The sequence below is a fragment of the Thermoactinomyces mirandus genome (genome assembly GCF_013868055.1).
In the GTDB taxonomy this organism is placed as follows: Bacteria; Bacillota; Bacilli; order Thermoactinomycetales; family Thermoactinomycetaceae; genus Thermoactinomyces; species Thermoactinomyces mirandus.
In genome coordinates this window covers 146,480-163,465 of sequence record NZ_JACEOL010000009.1, presented here as the reverse complement: position 1 = coordinate 163,465, position 16,986 = coordinate 146,480, and the positions used below count along the sequence as shown (strand labels likewise).

Below are 16,986 nucleotides of genomic sequence, written 5' to 3'. Positions count from 1 at the left end.
CCCACACCTCTATCTATATATGTGATCGGGATTATGAAAAATATACCCGCCTGGATGACATGTACGAAAAACAACAGTTTTTCGTGATCCGCTTAAAGAAGAATGCTTTGGTGTGGAATGAACAACCATTCACACTTCATTATCATCCACATTCACATGTTTTGGAAGATTTTGTAGCCCATCTGGGCTTTAGATCTTCCATGATACAATATCATTATCATATTGTAAGCTTTATGGATCTTGAAGGGAATCGAATTCACGTTGCTACGAATTTATTTAGACTTAAACCGGAAGTAATTGCCGAATTATATTGTGCACGCTGACAAATGGAGCTTTTCTTTCGCTGGATCAAACAACAACGACTCTTTGGAACGACTCCTAATTCCGTGTATGGTCAGCTTTTTGCTTCTCTGGTCGTCTATGTTCTTATTCAATGGATGTTTTTTTACTCGTCCATTTCATTTTTCTACGACTCGAATCCAATTTTTGCGCAAGCTTTGCCTTGCGCAACTTCCTATGGAATGGCTAATAACATTTATAACTTTCTTCGACATCAAAGGACAAGGTTATGATTTTCAATTTCCATTTTTGTGCAAATCTATACTCCTGATATACTCAAGAAAAGTTCCTTTGTTTAAGAAAAATTTTTGAAATGATACCATTTTTGTAATAATACCTATAACCTGTGATGAGCTTGTCGAAAAAGTGTGAGGAAGCGGGTTTAAGTAATTCGGAACCGCTATAAAGAGGAAACGAAAAACGGGTGAAACTGTCCTAAGCGCAAGCAAGTTTGCAGCTCGCCTGAAGCGCTTTGGTGGTTCACTTAATGTTTTTTGTCTGTTTTTTACAAGCGCTTGGAAAATGTTTCCTGAATAAAAAACCTCCTGTATCCGTACAATTTTGCACATAAAAGCGTGTGTTATTTGGTCTTAAGGAATACGTCTGAAACATTTATATTAAAACTAAGCAATAGTCTAATAGCCTGGTTTGGACAAGGATTTATTGCTAGGGGTGATGGCATGTCACTGGATAAACGCAGTACGGCTGTTTTGCTTCAATTAGTTAACTCAGATTCTTATGTATCCATCAGTGAATTGTCCAAGAGGTTCAATGTATCGAGAAGGACCATATATTACGATATTGATAAAATTAATGACTGGCTTAAAAATTCAGGACTAACCCAAATTAAACAGGTACGGTTTGCGGGGTTGATTCTTAAAGAAGAAACGAAAAAATTGGTTTTTCAGAAATTAGGGGAAATGGAGCCATGGTATTACGAATGGTCACCTACCGAACGAAAAGCGTGGTTAGCCTTATATTTATTAACCAGCGAGAAACCGCTTTATCTGGAAATTTTAAGTGAAAAATTAAGAGTTAGCAGAAATACCACTATTGAAGATATAAAATCCCTAAAAACGGAAATCGAAAGGTTCATTTTATATCTGAAATTTGAACGAAAAACAGGCTACATCATCTTGGGCAAGGAATTAAATATCAGAAAAGCGATTGCTTATTATTTGTCCCTGGCCATCCCGGAACCGATTTGGTCAACATTTTTAGTCAGAATTCGAATGGATGCTAATGCAAATGATAATAGGGAGGATCTCTTCAATATTCACGCATTGAATCTGGTTTATGAGTTATTAATTGAAAGCGAAAAGATATTGAACGTTCAATTTACGGATGATATCCTTCACCAATTAAGCTTAAGACTAGTGCTGTATATTAAAAGAATTTTTCAAGGGAAAAATATCAAACTGGATCAAGTGGAGAAAGCGGTATTAAAGGAATCAAAAGCTTTTATGGCTGCGAAGATGATCTGTCTTAATTTGGAAAAGATGATGGGTCATTCTTTTCCGGAAGATGAGCAGTTTTATATCACCACCCAATTATTAGGCGCAAAAGTAAATTATTCAGCGGATGATTTGGTTTATATTTCTACCTCAGTCAGTTTAAAAGATGTTGCCGTGAAAATTGTAAACGATTTCGAAAAATACGCGTGTATCCAGTTTTATGATAAGGATCTTCTTGTCAAAAATTTGACACTGCATTTAAAGCCGGCTTATTACCGGATTAAATATGGTATTGAGGTCGAAAATCAAATTGTTGATTTGGTAAAAGAAAACTATCAGGAGATCTTTTTTTTAACGAAAAAAGCAGTTCACCATTTTGAAAAGGTTTTGGGAAAACCGATCCACGAAAATGAAATTGCCTATATCGCTTTGCATTTAGGCGGAAGGATAAGTGCAACCCAGATTGTCAGAAAAAGAGTTTTGGTTGTTTGCGCCAACGGGTTGGGAACTTCTCAAATGTTACGGCAACAACTGGAAGGATTGATTCCTGCGATTGATATTGTTGGTACCATTTCTGCCAGAGAATATGAAGAAAGCCAATTTGATGTGGACTTTGTCATTTCCACCATACCGTTGCCCATCTCCAGGAATGATTGTCCGGTATTTATTGTTCACCCCATATTGAATGAAAATGAAAAAGAGAGCCTGTTAAAGAAAGTAACCCAACTTTTTCACCATACCAAGCAAAATACTTATATTACGGATGGTTTGATGGAAATCATCAAACAAAACGCAGAGATTCATAACCAAGAAAAGTTGCTCAGGGAATTGAAACAGTTTATATATCGCCCTGAAATTGCCTTAAACGAAAAATATAAACCAAACTTAACCGAGCTAATTACAGAGGATACGGTTCAGCTGGCTGATTCAGTCGCAGATTGGAAAGAAGCCATTCGCATAACGGCGGATCCGCTTCTTAAAAATGGATCCATCACAAAAGCCTATGTAAAGGAAATGATTGATCATGTTGAAAAGATGGGTCCATATATTGTAATTGCTCCTAAAATTGCTGTCCCGCATGCTAAACCTGAAAATGGTGTAAAAAAACTCGGAATGAGTTTGCTCAGGATACAACATCCTGTTTCTTTTTCCAAGCAAAGAAACCATGATGTTCAATTTGTAGTGATTCTAGCGGCAATTGATAATGAATCGCATTTAAAAGCTTTATCCCAGCTTACCCAACTTTTTTCTACTGAAGAAAATACGCAAAAGTTGTTGAAAGCCAAAACAAAGCTGGAGTTTAACCAATTGATGCAAGAGCTTGTTGCATGTGATGATTAATCCGTTTTTCGACTAGTAGGGGGTATGGTTTTTGAAGTATTTGAAAAGGCCACTGATCGCACTGGATGTTCTGGTTCAATCTCCTGAAGAAGCGATTCGGGAGGCTGGAAAACTTTTAGTTGAATCTGAATTAGTTGAACCATCCTATGTAGATGCGATGGTCAATTCCTTTAAAAAAAATGGACCTTATTTTGTAATTGCACCAAATATTGCTTTACCGCATGCAAGGCCGGAAGATGGTGTAAATGAAGCATGTGTATCGTTGATCCGCTTGGCGCATCCCATCCATTTCGGCCATTTTGCTAATGATCCTGTACAGCTTGTATTTGCCTTGGGAGCTTCATCCAGTGAAGAGCACTTGAAAATTTTGCAGAATTTAACAGCATTATTGGGAGATACTAAAAATGTAGACAGGCTGCTGCGTGTTCAAAGTTATGAAGAGATCCATCAATTATTGGAGGTGTAAGGGAATGAAAATTTTGTGTGTTTGCGGATTGGGTCAAGGAACGAGTTTGATTTTAAGAATTAATGTAGAAAGCGTGCTGCGTGAGATAGGGATTCAGGCGGATGTGGAGAATACCGATGTTTCAAGCGCATCAAGTGAACATCCGGATTACATTATTACCAACAAGGAACTGGCCAAAAACTTAGAAGGGCATCCTTCAAAAATCATATTGGTCAATAATTACTTTGATAAAGACGAAATTAAGAATGCCTTAGAGGCGAATCTTGGCAAATAAAGGCTGTCGAATAGGAATTTAGGGGGGAGATCTTAACATGCAAATTATTACATGGATTGCGACCAATATCTTTGGCGTACCTGCAATTTTATTAGGTTCTATTGTTCTATTAGGTTTGCTTTTACAAAAGAAGACGACGAGCCAGGTAATTAGCGGCACTTTTAAAGCGATGATTGGATTTTTGATTATTAATGCCGGTTCTACGATCATTGTTGGAGCCTTAGACATATTTGAACCCATGTGGAAAGAAGTATTTGGGTTAAAAGGAACGACTTTAGGAAAGTTTATGGGGCAAGAAGCTTTTAATAACCAATATGGTTCAGCAGTTACATTAGCCATGTTTTTGGGATTTATTATTAATGTATTGCTGGCCAGATTTACACGGTTTAAATATATTTATTTAACCGGTCATATGATGTTTTGGACAACATTGATCTTTGCGGGCATTATCGTCAATACCGTTGGAAATGTTTCATTTTTACAACTGGTCATTTTCTTATCGATTTTTATGGGGTTGTATTGGACTTTCCAACCGGCCATTGTGCAACCGTTTATGCGTAAGGTGACCGGGAATGACAAGATCGCTTTAGGCCACACTTCCGCCATTGTCGCCCTGCTTTCGGCATGGTTGGGCAAATTTATTGGCAATAAGAACAATGACTCAGAAAAAATCAAATTGCCAAAGGGACTTGAATTCTTAAGGGATTCTAACGTCATTACGGCGATTACCATGGCAATCTTATTTTTAATCGGTGCCATCATTTTAACAATGAAGGGAACACCGGGTGCTGACGAGTTAATTGCAAATGCCGGCAATCAAAACTTTATCGTCAACTCTGTTGTGCAAGCCTTTACATTTGCTGCAGGGATTGCTGTCGTCTTATTCGGGGTTAAGATGTTCATTGGTGAAATTGTTCCCGCGTTTAATGGAATTGCCACCAAACTTGTGCCAGGAGCAAGACCGGCTCTCGATTGCCCGATCGTATTTACCTTTGCGCCGAATGCGGTAATTTTGGGGTTCTTAGGTGCATTCGCCGGTGCATTGTTATGGTTGGTGGTCATTGGGAAAACAGTAGGCTATGTATTTGTTCCGACGATGATTGTTCTGTTCTTCCATGGTGCCACAGCGGGTGTATTTGGAAATGCCACTGGCGGGGTTCGCGGGGCATTGTTTGGAGGATTCCTAACGGCGACAGTGGTTGCCTGGGGACAATATTTCATGGTCGAAACACTGATTACCTCTACTATTCCTGATACGGCTATGTGGGCTGCAGATTCGGATATGTTTACCCTTGGACCAATCATCAGATTTTTAAGCCAACTGTTTTTCTAGTATCAAAAATGACGTGTTCACAGTGATTTTGATTTATCTGAAAATCCATCTAAAAATTATTAGGGAGTTTGGTTAAATATGACTTTTATTAGAACTTTAAAGGGAGACATTGCTCCAGAACAGTTGGGTTTTACCTATTCGCACGAGCACATTGTTTGCCGGCCGCCTTATTGGCAGGAACACGGAGCCGATGATTTGCTTTTAGATGATCCGGCAAAATCAAAAAAAGATGTAGAGGATTTTAAAAGACATGGCGGCCAGGCCATTGTTGATGCAACAGCAGTAGATTATGGCCGTGATGTTCAGGCTGTCAAAGAGATTTCTGATGAATTGGGGATTCATATTATTGGTACGGCCGGGTTTAATAAGAGTTTCTTATGGGATGCAAAATTAAAAGAGGAGTTAAAACCGATTGTAGGCAATTATCCGACTTATCGGGAATGGATTGATCGTGCATCCATTCATGAATTGACTGAATTTGTTATCCGGGAAGTTGAAGAAGGGTTGGAAGGTACCCCTTTTAAAGCAGGACAGGTAAAATTCGGTTCTGCCTATAACCGTATTACTCCTTTAGAAGAAAAGACGATTCGTGCTGTTGCCCGGGCACATCATGAAACAAAGGCACCAATTCATGCCCATACGGAAGCCGGGACCATGGCTTTGGAACAAATAGAACTTCTTAAGTCCGAAAATATCCATATGGCATATGTAAGCATCGGCCATATGGATCGTAATCTCGATCCTTATTATCATGAACAGATTGCGAAAACAGGTGCGTTTTTAAGCTTTGATGGCATAGCCAAACTGAAATATGCTCCGGAATCACAGAGAATTGAATGCATTTTAGCGTTAGTTGATAAAGGGTACGAAGATCAAATATTGATTTCCGGAGATACGGCCCGCAAAACCTATTATAAACATTACGAGTATGGATTAGGGCTTGTGTACATCATTTCCAAATGGGTACCGAGATTTATTGACCAAGCGAATCAAAAGGGTTTTGATGGCGAAAAGCTGATTCATAAATTTTTTATTGATAACCCGGCACGGTGTTTTTCCTTTAAAAAATAGTTTTGCTGAGGTGGCAAAATTGAAATTTCAATTTGAAAATTCCTTTGAAGTGAAGGAAAAAATTTTAGAAAAACTGGTAGCGATCCTGCCCATTGGAGCGGTTGAGGCGCATGGTCCACATCTCCCGCTGGGGACAGACAATTTGTTAGCCGAACGATTAAGTGAGAAGCTGGCGGAACGAGTCAATGCTTTTGTGCTTCCGACATTGCCATACGGTCAAGTGTGGAGTTTAAAAGATTTTCCGGGAAGTATCAATGTGTCTAATCAATCACTCATCCGCTTCATCGTAGATATCGGCAAAAGTTTATACCATCAGGGATTTAAAGTTTTTGTTATGGTGAATGGCCATTTGGGAAATTCGGTGGCGATGAAGGAAGCTGCCAGAGAGTTATATGAATGGAATCCGGAATTAAAAGTCATGTACTTATTTTATCCGGGGACGGATCAAGTGGTTTCAGAAATAAGAGAAACCCCGCCAAGCCATCGTTCGTATTTTCATGCTTGTGAAATTGAAACATCTTATATGCTCTATTTGGCACCCGAATTTGTAAATATGAAAAAAGCGATTTCAGATCTTCCGAAGATCCCGTTCCGCGCAGATTTTACTCCAACACCATGGAGAGAATTTACGCAGTCAGCGGTATTGGGTGATGCGACACTGGCTTCAGCGGAAAAAGGCGAGAAGGTTATTCGTGTCGCATTGGATCATATGGTTAAGCTGATTGAACAAGCGAAAGAAGGAAACTGAATTGGTTACTGGAAAGCTATATGACTTTGTTCTTTTCAACTTTTTGGTGAAAGATAAAAAAAATGCAGAAGAAGTGATAAATGCGGGGCGGGGTTTTGTTATCCCCGGTATTATTGCTTCTGAATTTGATGATATTCATGCTGGTGCCAGACGAGTGAAAGAAATAAAAGAAGTAGCCGAATTGGTTTCGATCGGTCTGGGTGGAGGGGGCAATCCCGAATTTGCCGGCAGAGTGGTGGAAATAGCAGCCTTATCCAATCCTGGTCATATCAATCAGCCTTTTGAACGATCTTCGTTTGCAAGGGGATATCTGGAGGGCATAGGGAATCCGCAATTGGTGAATGCGCTTGTGGTACCAAGCGGTCACGTTGGCTGCATCAAGCTTTATTCCGGGTTGGAAATGAAAGTGGAAGACTTTGTTGAAATGGCTAAAGCAATGGGGATTGAGTCAGTTAAGTTCATGCCTTTAAAAGGGATAACCCATTTGGATGAGTTGGTCTATCTAACAAAAATTGCGGCAAAAAATGGGCTTCGGGGAATTGAACCGGCTGGCGGAATCAACCACACCAATATCAAGCGCGTGATCAATGCAGTTAAAGATATCGATATTGAATTTTTTATGCCACATATATTTGGGTCTACGATAGATAAAGAATCAGGCAGAACGATTCCAGCTGAAGTTAAAAAAATTTTACTCGCTTTGGAGGGTAAACCATGCTGACCACATATTTTAACAAGATTGAAGAAAGGCTCAACCTTGTGTTACAAAATGAATTGGATAACTTAAACAAAGCAGCGGAAATGGTTGCAAAAAGCATTATCAATGGTGGCATTATTCAACTGTTCGGATGTGGGCATTCCCATATTTTAACGGAAGAAGTTTTTTATCGGGCGGGTGGATTGGTTCCGATTAATCCGATCTTGATCGAACCGTTAATGCTTCATGAAGGAGCGTTGCGTTCCTCGCAATTGGAAAGAAAAAATGACTATGCCAAGTCTTTTATGGAAAATCAGAATATAACTCCCGATGATACGGTAGTGGTTTTGTCAACATCAGGCAGAAATCCGGTTCCGGTCGATGTTGCATTATATGCAAAAGAAAAAGGGGCTTATGTTATTGGGATTACTTCCCTGGAATACTCAAGAAGCCAACATTCACGACATAGGAGCGGAAAACATCTTTATGATTCCGTAGATCTGGTGATTAATAATTTTTCCGTTAAGGGAGACGCAATTTTATCCTATGAGAAAGTAAATGTTTCCTTTGCGCCTACTTCCACGGTTATTGGCGCAACGATATTAAATGCCATTTTTGCCGAGGCCATTAAAATCATGGCGGATGCCAATTTTGCTCCCCCCATATTTTTAAGTGGCAATATTGAAGGTTCCGACGAGCATAATATAGCTTTAATAAAAAAATATAAAAAACGTATTCCTTTGCTTTCTTTAAATGCAAAAGAAGAATAAGCGGCGGTTTTGATCATAATGAGAAACTGCATCCGCAAGTGGTTTTCTTTTCCTGGTTGAAATCCGTGAGAAAAAAGGGTCAAATCTTTTTTATCAGAGATTTGACCTGTTTTTATTAACAAAAAAACCCTTAAATCCTTTATGAAAAGGTTAAGGGTTTTTGAATGCCCGATGTGATATCGCCATTTATTAACGGGAATAGAACTCAACAATCATCGTTTCGTTAATCTCAGATGGCAATTCCGAACGCTCCGGAAGACGGGTATAGGTTCCTTCCATTTTGTTTTCGTCAAAGGTGAGATATTCCGGAAGGTATTGGCGTTCTTCCAGGGCTTCTTTAATTACTTGCAAGTTGCGGCTTTTTTCGCGTACACCGATAACATCACCCGGTTTGACCTGGTAAGAAGGACGGTCAACTTTTTTGTCGTTTACAAGAATGTGGCCATGCACAACCAATTGACGGGCTTGTGCACGGGTGCGGGCCAATCCCAGGCGATAGACAAGATTGTCCAGGCGGGATTCCAGCAGTTTCATGAAGTTTTCGCCATGGACACCTTTCATTTTGCCTGCGCGTTTGAACAGGTTGCGGAATTGCTTTTCGTTAACGCCGTACATCAGACGAAGTTTTTGTTTTTCCTGAAGCTGCATCCCATATTCGGACAGCTTTCTGCGTTGGGTTGGTCCATGCAGTCCGGGCGCATATGGGCGTTTGGCCAGTTCCTTGCCTGTGCCGGAAAGAGAAATTCCCAGACGACGACTCAATTTCCATCTTGGTCCTGTGTAACGTGCCATAATTATTGGCTCCTTTCATCATTTGCACAGATTTTCGCAAATGACAGGGTGCTGATTCGCGAATTACCCAGGTTTTCCGGATAGCGGCGAAAAACCGGATACCCATCGCTTTCCGATGGGGCGAATCAGTGAGGGTGATCCCTTCACCTATCGTTTGCTTGCTATCCTCAAATTCCTTTTTAGGCTTGAGCCATACAAAAATTAATTATATCGGTTTCAGCACAAAAGTCAATCATCTGTCTGCGAGAATGACCGAACCGGTTTGACCCGGACATAATGGATGGGCAAGCCGCGGGAAACAAATTTTTCTTCATATTCTGTTGCAATGTTTTCCTTTTTAAAAGGACTGTTATAAAGATCCCGCGTTTTCTCCAGCAGTTCCCAGCCGTGATCGGCAAATTCCTGCAAGGAAAAATCAAACAGGGAAACACTGTCTGTTTTCAGGATCAGGTCACCGTCAGGCGCCAGCACTTTCCGGTAAAGTTTCAAAAAAAAGTGATGGGTCAGGCGCCTTTTTGCATGTCTTTTTTTAGGCCACGGATCACTGAAATGGAGATAGATCCGCTTGATTTCCCCTGGTTCAAAAACTTCGTCCAGCCATTTGGCATCCATCCAGATAAAACGGAGATTGGCATTTTCCGTTTCTTCTCCTTTTCTTACAGCTTTGAGCAGCGGTTCCTGGATTCTTTCAATGCCAATCCAGTTGATCTCTGGATACTTTGTGGAAGCTTCTGCCAGAAATTGCCCTTTTCCGGTGCCAAGTTCCACATAAACCGGATTTTCTGCATCGGGAAAGAGTGTATGCCATCTTCCCCGCCACTGACTTTTGTTTTCTTCTGTGACCCGAAAGACCATCGGATGACCGGACAGGATTTTTGAAGCTTCTGGATTTCTTCTTAGTCGCATTTCACTCAACCATTCCTCCAATATGATTCGTGTCAATTATAACGATTGCCCGCCAAAAAACAAAGGATTTGAGAAAAATTGCCCAGTTTTCTATTGTTGGGTGATTACCCGAACCAAGTGATTCCGAATGGAATAGGAAAAGTATGAATAACTATGGAAGGGAGAAGGTTGGATGTACGATTATCCCTATGGATATGGTTGGATGGATGGGGAAGGCCAAATCGGACAGAGGAGACCTGATCAGCAACCCCAAAGACCGCCAGCGCAGCAGCCCAGACTCGCTCCGCAAACCTTGCGCCAGTATGTCGGCCGGGTGATTCGTGTGATCATTCGCGGCGTTTATTCTTATCCCGTCTATGTATATGTTTGCCAGGTCAACCGCTGGGGTGACGCAACACTGATTGCCTGTGCTGGTGGTATCCCCAGCCCGATCATTGTCTCATCCAGACAGGTGACGATTGTCTGATTTGTAACCAAACAATTATTTCGGGCTTGTGAGAAGCGATGAAACTTACAGGTCCGTGTTTTATTCCGGAAGTCATGTCCTTTCATACCGGCAGATTCATGTTATTTGAAGGGCAATTTAAGATAAAATAGATAAGCATAAGAATACTTTTTGACGGGGTGTCAGTGTGCCTATTAAACATGCCAGGATGATGATTCTGTTGGGACTGGTTTTCTTGTTTTGTGCTGGCTGCCAGGGATTTTCCTTTGATTTGAACTCTGAATCGGCGATTGACTCATATCTGGATACAAAATTGTTTGATCAGGTGCCGTCTGTGAAAGATCTGCTTTTGGATGAAAGAGTACAGGCTTACCTGCAAAAGCAGCCGTACATTTATGGACGGAGTATGGATGGCAGAACCCTGGCCATTTTGAGTTATGTCGGGCAAAAACAGAGTTGCCGCCTCGACTTTTACCGGCTGTCTACAGGGGAAAGTATCCAGACGTTATACCTGCCAAGCCAGGCAGAGCTGGAAGCCCGAATGCATTCGGAAAACGGAGATGAGATTCTGGAGTACATCGGGATTGTGCAGGAAACGGTTGAGCGCGGTTATCAGATTAAAAGGCCGGTCAAACCGATTCTGCTGGTTCCGCAGACCAGATATATCCTGAACAAGGACAAAGGTTGGTATGTACGTCCCGTTCAGGAAGAAGGCCACTTTCATCTGACGATTGAAAACAGTCGTGGAGAGCACTGGACCATATTCCGGCAGGATTTGGGAAAAATCGGGCCCGAACAGGTATTTGCTTATCTGCTGCCCTTTGATGAAAATAACTCCGTCTGGACTTTTGTGGTCTTTATGATGGGGGAAAATGCTGAAACTAATGTGGTTCAGCATTTTGACGACAAAACCCTGTCTTCCGTGCCTTTTGACCAGGAATTGGAACAGGTATGCAACCGAATGCTTGCCGAAGGAAAAAAGGACTGCAGGCTGGCGTTCCGGCATGAAGAACAGGACCATTGGTATCTGCTGGTGAAAGGAAAGCAAAAAGAAAGAAATGATTCACGGATTTCTTATCAGGGGCGGGTTGGCCAGTTCCTGATTTTGAATGATAAAAAAGAGGTTCTGATTAAAGGAACCCGGCAGAACCTGATTTCCGCCGGGAAAACATTCCGCTTCTCCAGACAGTTTCATGGCTACCGGGTGCATCTTTCCAAGACCGGACAGGAGTCAGCAGAAAAGATTGTCATTGATGTGCTTGATCACAAACAGCAAGTGATGCAAACAATTGTTTTGCGTTGGAATGATCGGCAAAAACAGTTTCAACAAATGGAGGAGAATTAGAATGAACACCAGAATATTCCTGATTCGTCACGGGGAAACCGAGTGGAACAAGGAACGCCGGTACCAGGGACATCAAAATGTACCACTGAGTGAGTTGGGGAGAAAGCAGGCCGGGCAATTGGCAGTACAGATGCAAACCGTAAAATTTGACGCGATTTATGCAAGCGATTTGTGGCGGGCCCGGGAAACGGCACGGATTATTGCGGACAAGCATCAGTTGCCGGTCAACTGTAGTGTGGATTTTCGGGAACGGTATTGCGGAGAATGGGAAGGACAGACGCATGAGGAACTGGTTCGCAAATATCCGGACTGGGCGATCGTTAACCCTGTCGGCGGCAAGTATGGAATTGAACCCACTGGGCAGGTCCAGAAACGGTTTCTGCGCAAATGCGAGGCCCTGGCCAGGCAACATCTGGGCGGGCAAATCGCCATTGTAGCCCATGGATTTTGCATAACCGTTTTTTTGCAGGCCATTACAATGGGAGAGTATGGGACGAAAGGAGAGCAACTGCTCAATACCAGCTGCACGTGTCTGATCTATCACGAGGACGGCAAGTGGCAGATAGAAAAATATAATGATGTTTCGCATCTGAAATAGCGAAAATTTTGCTTTAAAACCGAAAAAATCTGACAGATTTGTGCAGGAACGGTAAAGGATTTTTTGTGTTTACATATTGTAAAAATCTTGTTGATTTTGTGAAGTGCCTGATTCAAGTTGCGATGGATAAATCGTTTGGTTAAGATAATAAAAGAATATTAATAAAGATTGAAGAGCTGAGGAACGTGCAGTCATGTTACCGGAAACTTTGCAACAGGAAATGGAAGGCTTGAATGTCGATGAAATCAAGACAATAGACAAACTTGTAAAAGCCTTGAAACAATTGAGCGTTGATCCGCTTGCTTTTATTGAAGAAGTGATAAATTTTCAGGAATTGGGTAATGATACCAGTCAAGATGTATATATTTATCGCATGCGCATTGCTGAGGAATTGAAAAATAACTATAAAATCCTTCATGGCGGCATTACATCGACCTTTATCGATACAGCGATGGCCAAAACCATTTTTCAGATGGAAGGAACGGATGCCAGGATCGTCACCCTGGATTTGCATGTTCATTTTGCAGCCCCGCAGAAGAAGGCTGGCTTACGGCTGAAACCGAAGTGATCAAGAAAGGTAAGAAGACGTTCCTGATGGAAGCCAAAGTACTGGATGAGCGGAAAAAGCTGATTGCCAAAGCTTCCTCAACCTTTTTTCGCTTGAAGTAGGTGGAGGATTATATGACCAAACCTTATAAAATCGTGGCAAAAGCGATTATTTTTGATCAGGACTATGTGCTCATTTTGCGAAAGTCGTTGGAGGAACGTGTGGCCAAGGATACGCATGGCTGGGATTTTCCGGGAGGAGGCCTGGAACCGTGCGAACCGCTGATGGATGCTTTGGCCCGGGAAGTGATGGAGGAAACCGGCCTGGAAGTAAAGGTGGTGGCACCGGCCTATATTTATGACGAAATTCAGGAGGAGAAACACCTGATTATTATCAAATTTGCCTGCTGCCGACCGATGGGAACCTTGAAATTAAGCTCTGAACATGATTACCATTGCTGGGTTCATCTGAATGAACTTGAGCAAGGGGAATTTCCGGATTGGATGAAAGAGGAAATCCGGCGGGCTTACCGGATTTTCTGTGACTTTCGCGGAAAATGACAGAACAATGCCGTATAGATGGGAGAGAACCAACCCTCTGGTTTGAAAGGCCAGGGGTTTTTTTATCAAACAATAAGGGGGGCAAAATGTGATTCGTGTGATTCGCGGACTGATCATCATATGTATCGGGTTTGTTTTGTTCATGAACGGATGTCAGGGTCATGAGGAACTGGGAACAGGAACCGTGGTTGGTAACGAAAAGAAAGTCACCTTGATGGAAGAAACAGATTTTCTCGTTCTTAGTGAAGATGAACAGAAAATCTATCACACATGCAAGGCAGACGAAAAGGAAAACTGCTTGAGAAAAGTAGACCCGATCGTGGTGGCCAAACTGTATCTGTATGCTGTTTTAACCCGGGACCAGGTGATGGAAAAGGCGTTATCGGTTCAGGGAATGGCAGAAGCCAGGGCGTATAATAAAGCCCAAAGTATGAAAACGATTTTGACCGGTGTGACAAAGGTGAAGTTCATCCAGACGGATCAGCAATCCGGCTACATAGAGTATCCCATGCTGGGAGAAAACAGTGCCCGCTTTCAAATGTTTAAAGATGAACGTGGTGTCTGGAAAGTGGATGTAAACAGTTTTATCCAATAATCCGGATTCGTGTTAATAAGGAGAACCCGTGCTGCCGGGCTTGCACTGGTTTCGAATCATTATGTTGGCCGGCTGGGTTGCCCGGCTGACGGGCAGCTCTTTTTTAAAAAATCAACGGTAAATAAATAAAAATGAATCTCAATATACATAAAAACAAATTATTACAGCAGAATTTTTTGCATTTAATACAAATTTATACGTTTACTGTCTATTGAAAACGGGAAACACCACTTGCGAATAAAAATAAGAGATTTTTTTCTTTTTCAAATGATTAAAAAGGAGGTTTTTGCAATTCGGTTGGCTCGAATAACTTTTGTCTGTATACTTGTCCTGTCTTTCCTGGCATTAACTGCTTGTTCTCCGGTGAAGCCGGAAGGACAGCTCACCTTGCAAAGAGGAACCTTTACCTTTGCCATGAGTGGATTGTACAAACCTTTTAATTATCACGAAACGGAAAAAGGCAGCCGGCTGACGGGATTTGACGTGGACATCGGCAAGGCGCTGGCAAAGGAGATGGGGCTTAGGCCCAATCCTGTGGCTGTCCCCTGGGAGACAATTATCGCTGGTTTGCAGATGAGAAAGTATGACGCCATTATTGGAAGCATGGGCATTACGAATAAGCGAAAAAAAGCCGTTAATTTCACAGACCCGTATTATCGGTCGGGAGCCCAGATTTTTGTGGCCAAAGAAAATTTATCCATTCGTTCGGCAGATGACCTGAAAGGCAAAACAATCGGGGTGGTCAAAGCAACGACGTTCAAGGATGTTGCTTTGGAATATAGTTCTGATATTGTGGAGTACACCAGCGATATCACAGCTTTGCAGGATCTGCCTACAGGCCGGGTTGATGCGGTGATAACGGACCGGGCTGTCGGATTATATGCGATGTCGAAAATGAATTTTCTCATAAAGGATATCGACACTCCTCTTACAGAAGATGAAATGGGAATCGCGATTCATAAAGGAGATCGGGAACTGCGGCAGAAATTGAATCAGGCCCTTGAACAGATTATTAAAGACGGGACATATGAAAAAATCAGCTACAGGTATTTTAATCGCAATATTTTGAGAACAACTACGGATGAAAACAACAAGGAGTGATCTTGCAGGAAAATGGATATAATTGAAATTTTTCAAGCGACGTTACCCGGCTTTACCAGAGCTGCCTGGCAAACTGTCCAGTTAACTTTCTGGTCTTTGCTTCTGGGGACTGTGATCGGATTGATTATTGCGTTTTTCAAGATTTCCCGCAATGTTGTTTTAAAGGGAATCGCAACTGTCTATATTACGGTAATCCGCGGGACTCCCCTGATTGTGCAGATTTTTGCGATTTACTTTGGTTTGTCACACATGGTGGTACTGGATTCCTTTATGGCGGGAATACATGCACTGGCGATCCATGCAGGGGCGTATATTGCGGAAATATTCCGGGGTGCGATCCAGTCAATCGATAAAGGTCAGATGGAAGCTGCCCGTTCCCTGGGAATGAAGTATTCGTTGGCAATGCGGCGGATTATATTGCCGCAGGCTTTTCGCCGTTCCATCCCTTCACTGGGAAACCAGTTTATCATCGGGCTGAAAGATTCCTCTTTGGTGGCTTATATTGGCGGGACAGAGTTGTGGGCATCGGCTTTGGGAGCAGCAGCTGACAATTTTGCACAGTTTGAGACATATTTTATTAACGGTTTGTATTATTTAGCATTGGTTTTGATATTTACTTTCCTGTTGCAGTGGATTGAAAAACATTTGAATGTTGAAAAAAGGAGTGTCAGCGCTTGATTGAAGTAAAAAAGCTGAAAAAATCATACGGTAGCGTTCACGTATTAAAAGGCATTGATTTGAAAGTTGAAAAAAGTGAAGTGGTTGTGTTGATCGGTGCCAGTGGTTCGGGCAAAAGCACTTTGCTCAGATGTCTGAATTTTTTGGAAATGCCTGATTCCGGAGAAATCTGTTTTGAAGGCAAAAAAGTTAATCCGCAATATAACGATCTTAATCAGATGCGGCAGGAAATCGGCATGGTATTTCAGCATTTTCACTTGTTCCCGCACCGGACAGTAATGGAAAATTTAATTGAGGCTCCAGTGTATGTAAAAAAGATGAAGAAGGAAAAAGCCAGACAGTTGGCGCTGGAGTTGTTGGAAAAAGTTGGACTGGGCGATAAAGCCCATGTTTACCCGCATTCCTTGTCGGGTGGGCAAAAACAGCGGGTGGCGATCGCCCGTGCGCTGGCCATGCGGCCAAAAGTCATGCTGTTTGACGAACCGACCTCGGCGCTTGATCCGGAACTGGTCGGGGAAGTATTGGCTGTGATGAAGGAATTGGCCCAGGAAGGAATGACAATGGTCATTGTTACCCATGAAATGGGATTTGCACGCGAGGTGGCCGATCAGGTCATGTTTTTGGATGAAGGAGCCATTATTGAATCAGGTTCTCCGGAGCAAATTTTCGAGTCACCCAGAGAAGAACGGACAAGGCAATTTTTAAGCCAGGTGTACAGTTAGATAGGGTAAGGCCCGGCAGGTTACATCGGGCCTTGAACACGAAACAAAGTGTGAGGATACATAAGTGATGAGCAGATATTTCCGGGAAAAAACAGGTAAAACTGTTTGCGTGCAGTAAATGGAAAGCCGCCTGGAAATGGATACCGGAGCAACATAATTGCCTGTTATCCCCGGCAGAAGCGAAACGGAGTCCTGAAAATCACC

The 16,986-nt window shown here is 42.1% G+C and carries 19 protein-coding genes and 1 pseudogene; 18 read left to right on the top strand and 2 right to left on the bottom strand.

Features of this window, described 5'->3' with window-relative positions; genetic code table 11:
* Positions 1-11 precede the first annotated feature (11 nt).
* The 9 genes from H2C83_RS03875 (at position 12) to H2C83_RS03835 (ending at position 8,493) form a co-directional block, all read left to right on the top strand.
* Positions 12-323, top strand: a complete 312-nt coding sequence (locus tag H2C83_RS03875) for a transposase (protein WP_376766329.1) — start codon at positions 12-14, stop codon at positions 321-323.
* Between the two features lie 591 nt (positions 324-914).
* Positions 915-3,134, top strand: a complete 2,220-nt coding sequence (locus H2C83_RS03870) for a BglG family transcription antiterminator (protein WP_220183986.1) — start codon at positions 915-917, stop codon at positions 3,132-3,134.
* A gap of 31 nt (positions 3,135-3,165) precedes the next feature.
* Entirely contained in the window at positions 3,166-3,600 is a 435-nt protein-coding gene (locus H2C83_RS03865) for a PTS sugar transporter subunit IIA (RefSeq protein ID WP_181737924.1), read from the top strand.
* 4 nt (positions 3,601-3,604) lie between these two features.
* Entirely contained in the window at positions 3,605-3,874 is a 270-nt protein-coding gene (locus H2C83_RS03860; RefSeq protein WP_181737922.1) for a PTS sugar transporter subunit IIB, read from the top strand.
* A 37-nt stretch (positions 3,875-3,911) separates the two neighbouring features.
* Entirely contained in the window at positions 3,912-5,207 is a 1,296-nt protein-coding gene (gene ulaA / locus H2C83_RS03855) for a PTS ascorbate transporter subunit IIC (RefSeq protein ID WP_181737920.1), read from the top strand.
* 78 nt (positions 5,208-5,285) lie between these two features.
* The gene (locus H2C83_RS03850; RefSeq protein WP_181737918.1) at positions 5,286-6,278 is read left to right on the top strand and encodes a phosphotriesterase family protein; all 993 of its coding nucleotides are present in this window, start codon (positions 5,286-5,288) and stop codon (positions 6,276-6,278) included.
* Between the two features lie 19 nt (positions 6,279-6,297).
* Positions 6,298-7,026, top strand: coding sequence for a creatininase family protein (locus tag H2C83_RS03845; protein ID WP_181737916.1), 729 nt, complete (start codon positions 6,298-6,300; stop codon positions 7,024-7,026).
* The gene (locus tag H2C83_RS03840) at positions 7,001-7,747 is read left to right on the top strand and encodes a KDGP aldolase (protein WP_312853839.1); all 747 of its coding nucleotides are present in this window, start codon (positions 7,001-7,003) and stop codon (positions 7,745-7,747) included. The genes H2C83_RS03845 and H2C83_RS03840 overlap by 26 nt, the downstream gene beginning before the upstream one ends.
* The gene (locus tag H2C83_RS03835) at positions 7,741-8,493 is read left to right on the top strand and encodes an SIS domain-containing protein (protein WP_181737912.1); all 753 of its coding nucleotides are present in this window, start codon (positions 7,741-7,743) and stop codon (positions 8,491-8,493) included. The genes H2C83_RS03840 and H2C83_RS03835 overlap by 7 nt, the downstream gene beginning before the upstream one ends.
* Positions 8,494-8,682: 189 nt before the next feature.
* Here H2C83_RS03835 and rpsD read toward each other — a convergent pair whose 3' ends face one another.
* Positions 8,683-9,285, bottom strand: a complete 603-nt coding sequence (gene rpsD, locus H2C83_RS03830; protein ID WP_181737910.1) for a 30S ribosomal protein S4 — start codon at positions 9,283-9,285, stop codon at positions 8,683-8,685.
* 228 nt (positions 9,286-9,513) lie between these two features.
* Positions 9,514-10,191, bottom strand: a complete 678-nt coding sequence (gene trmB, locus H2C83_RS03825; RefSeq protein ID WP_181738093.1) for a tRNA (guanosine(46)-N7)-methyltransferase TrmB — start codon at positions 10,189-10,191, stop codon at positions 9,514-9,516.
* A 172-nt stretch (positions 10,192-10,363) separates the two neighbouring features.
* Here trmB and H2C83_RS03820 point away from each other — a divergent pair, with 172 nt between their 5' ends.
* The 9 genes and pseudogenes from H2C83_RS03820 to H2C83_RS03780 all read left to right on the top strand — a co-directional run bounded on the left by H2C83_RS03820 (position 10,364) and on the right by H2C83_RS03780 (position 16,782).
* A complete protein-coding gene (locus H2C83_RS03820) occupies positions 10,364-10,657 on the top strand; it encodes a hypothetical protein (protein WP_181737908.1) in 294 nt (97 codons plus the stop codon).
* Positions 10,658-10,823: 166 nt separating this feature from the next.
* The gene (locus H2C83_RS03815; RefSeq protein ID WP_181737906.1) at positions 10,824-11,981 is read left to right on the top strand and encodes a hypothetical protein; all 1,158 of its coding nucleotides are present in this window, start codon (positions 10,824-10,826) and stop codon (positions 11,979-11,981) included.
* 1 nt (position 11,982) lies between these two features.
* Positions 11,983-12,579: a histidine phosphatase family protein gene (locus H2C83_RS03810; RefSeq protein ID WP_181737905.1), complete on the top strand. Its 597-nt coding sequence runs from the start codon at positions 11,983-11,985 to the stop codon at positions 12,577-12,579.
* Between the two features lie 193 nt (positions 12,580-12,772).
* Positions 12,773-13,248: pseudogene (locus H2C83_RS17295) on the top strand (PaaI family thioesterase).
* Positions 13,249-13,260: 12 nt separating this feature from the next.
* On the top strand, positions 13,261-13,686 hold the full coding sequence (locus tag H2C83_RS03800) for an NUDIX domain-containing protein (RefSeq protein WP_181737903.1): 426 nt from the start codon (positions 13,261-13,263) through the stop codon (positions 13,684-13,686).
* An 88-nt stretch (positions 13,687-13,774) separates the two neighbouring features.
* On the top strand, positions 13,775-14,281 hold the full coding sequence (locus H2C83_RS03795; RefSeq protein WP_181737901.1) for a hypothetical protein: 507 nt from the start codon (positions 13,775-13,777) through the stop codon (positions 14,279-14,281).
* A gap of 291 nt (positions 14,282-14,572) precedes the next feature.
* Entirely contained in the window at positions 14,573-15,382 is an 810-nt protein-coding gene (locus H2C83_RS03790) for an ABC transporter substrate-binding protein (RefSeq protein WP_376766328.1), read from the top strand.
* 18 nt (positions 15,383-15,400) lie between these two features.
* Positions 15,401-16,060 (top strand): amino acid ABC transporter permease, encoded by a 660-nt coding sequence (locus tag H2C83_RS03785; RefSeq protein ID WP_181738087.1) that lies wholly within the window; start codon positions 15,401-15,403, stop codon positions 16,058-16,060.
* The gene (locus H2C83_RS03780; RefSeq protein ID WP_181737899.1) at positions 16,057-16,782 is read left to right on the top strand and encodes an amino acid ABC transporter ATP-binding protein; all 726 of its coding nucleotides are present in this window, start codon (positions 16,057-16,059) and stop codon (positions 16,780-16,782) included. The genes H2C83_RS03785 and H2C83_RS03780 overlap by 4 nt, the downstream gene beginning before the upstream one ends.
* The last annotated feature ends 204 nt before the right edge of the window (positions 16,783-16,986 follow it).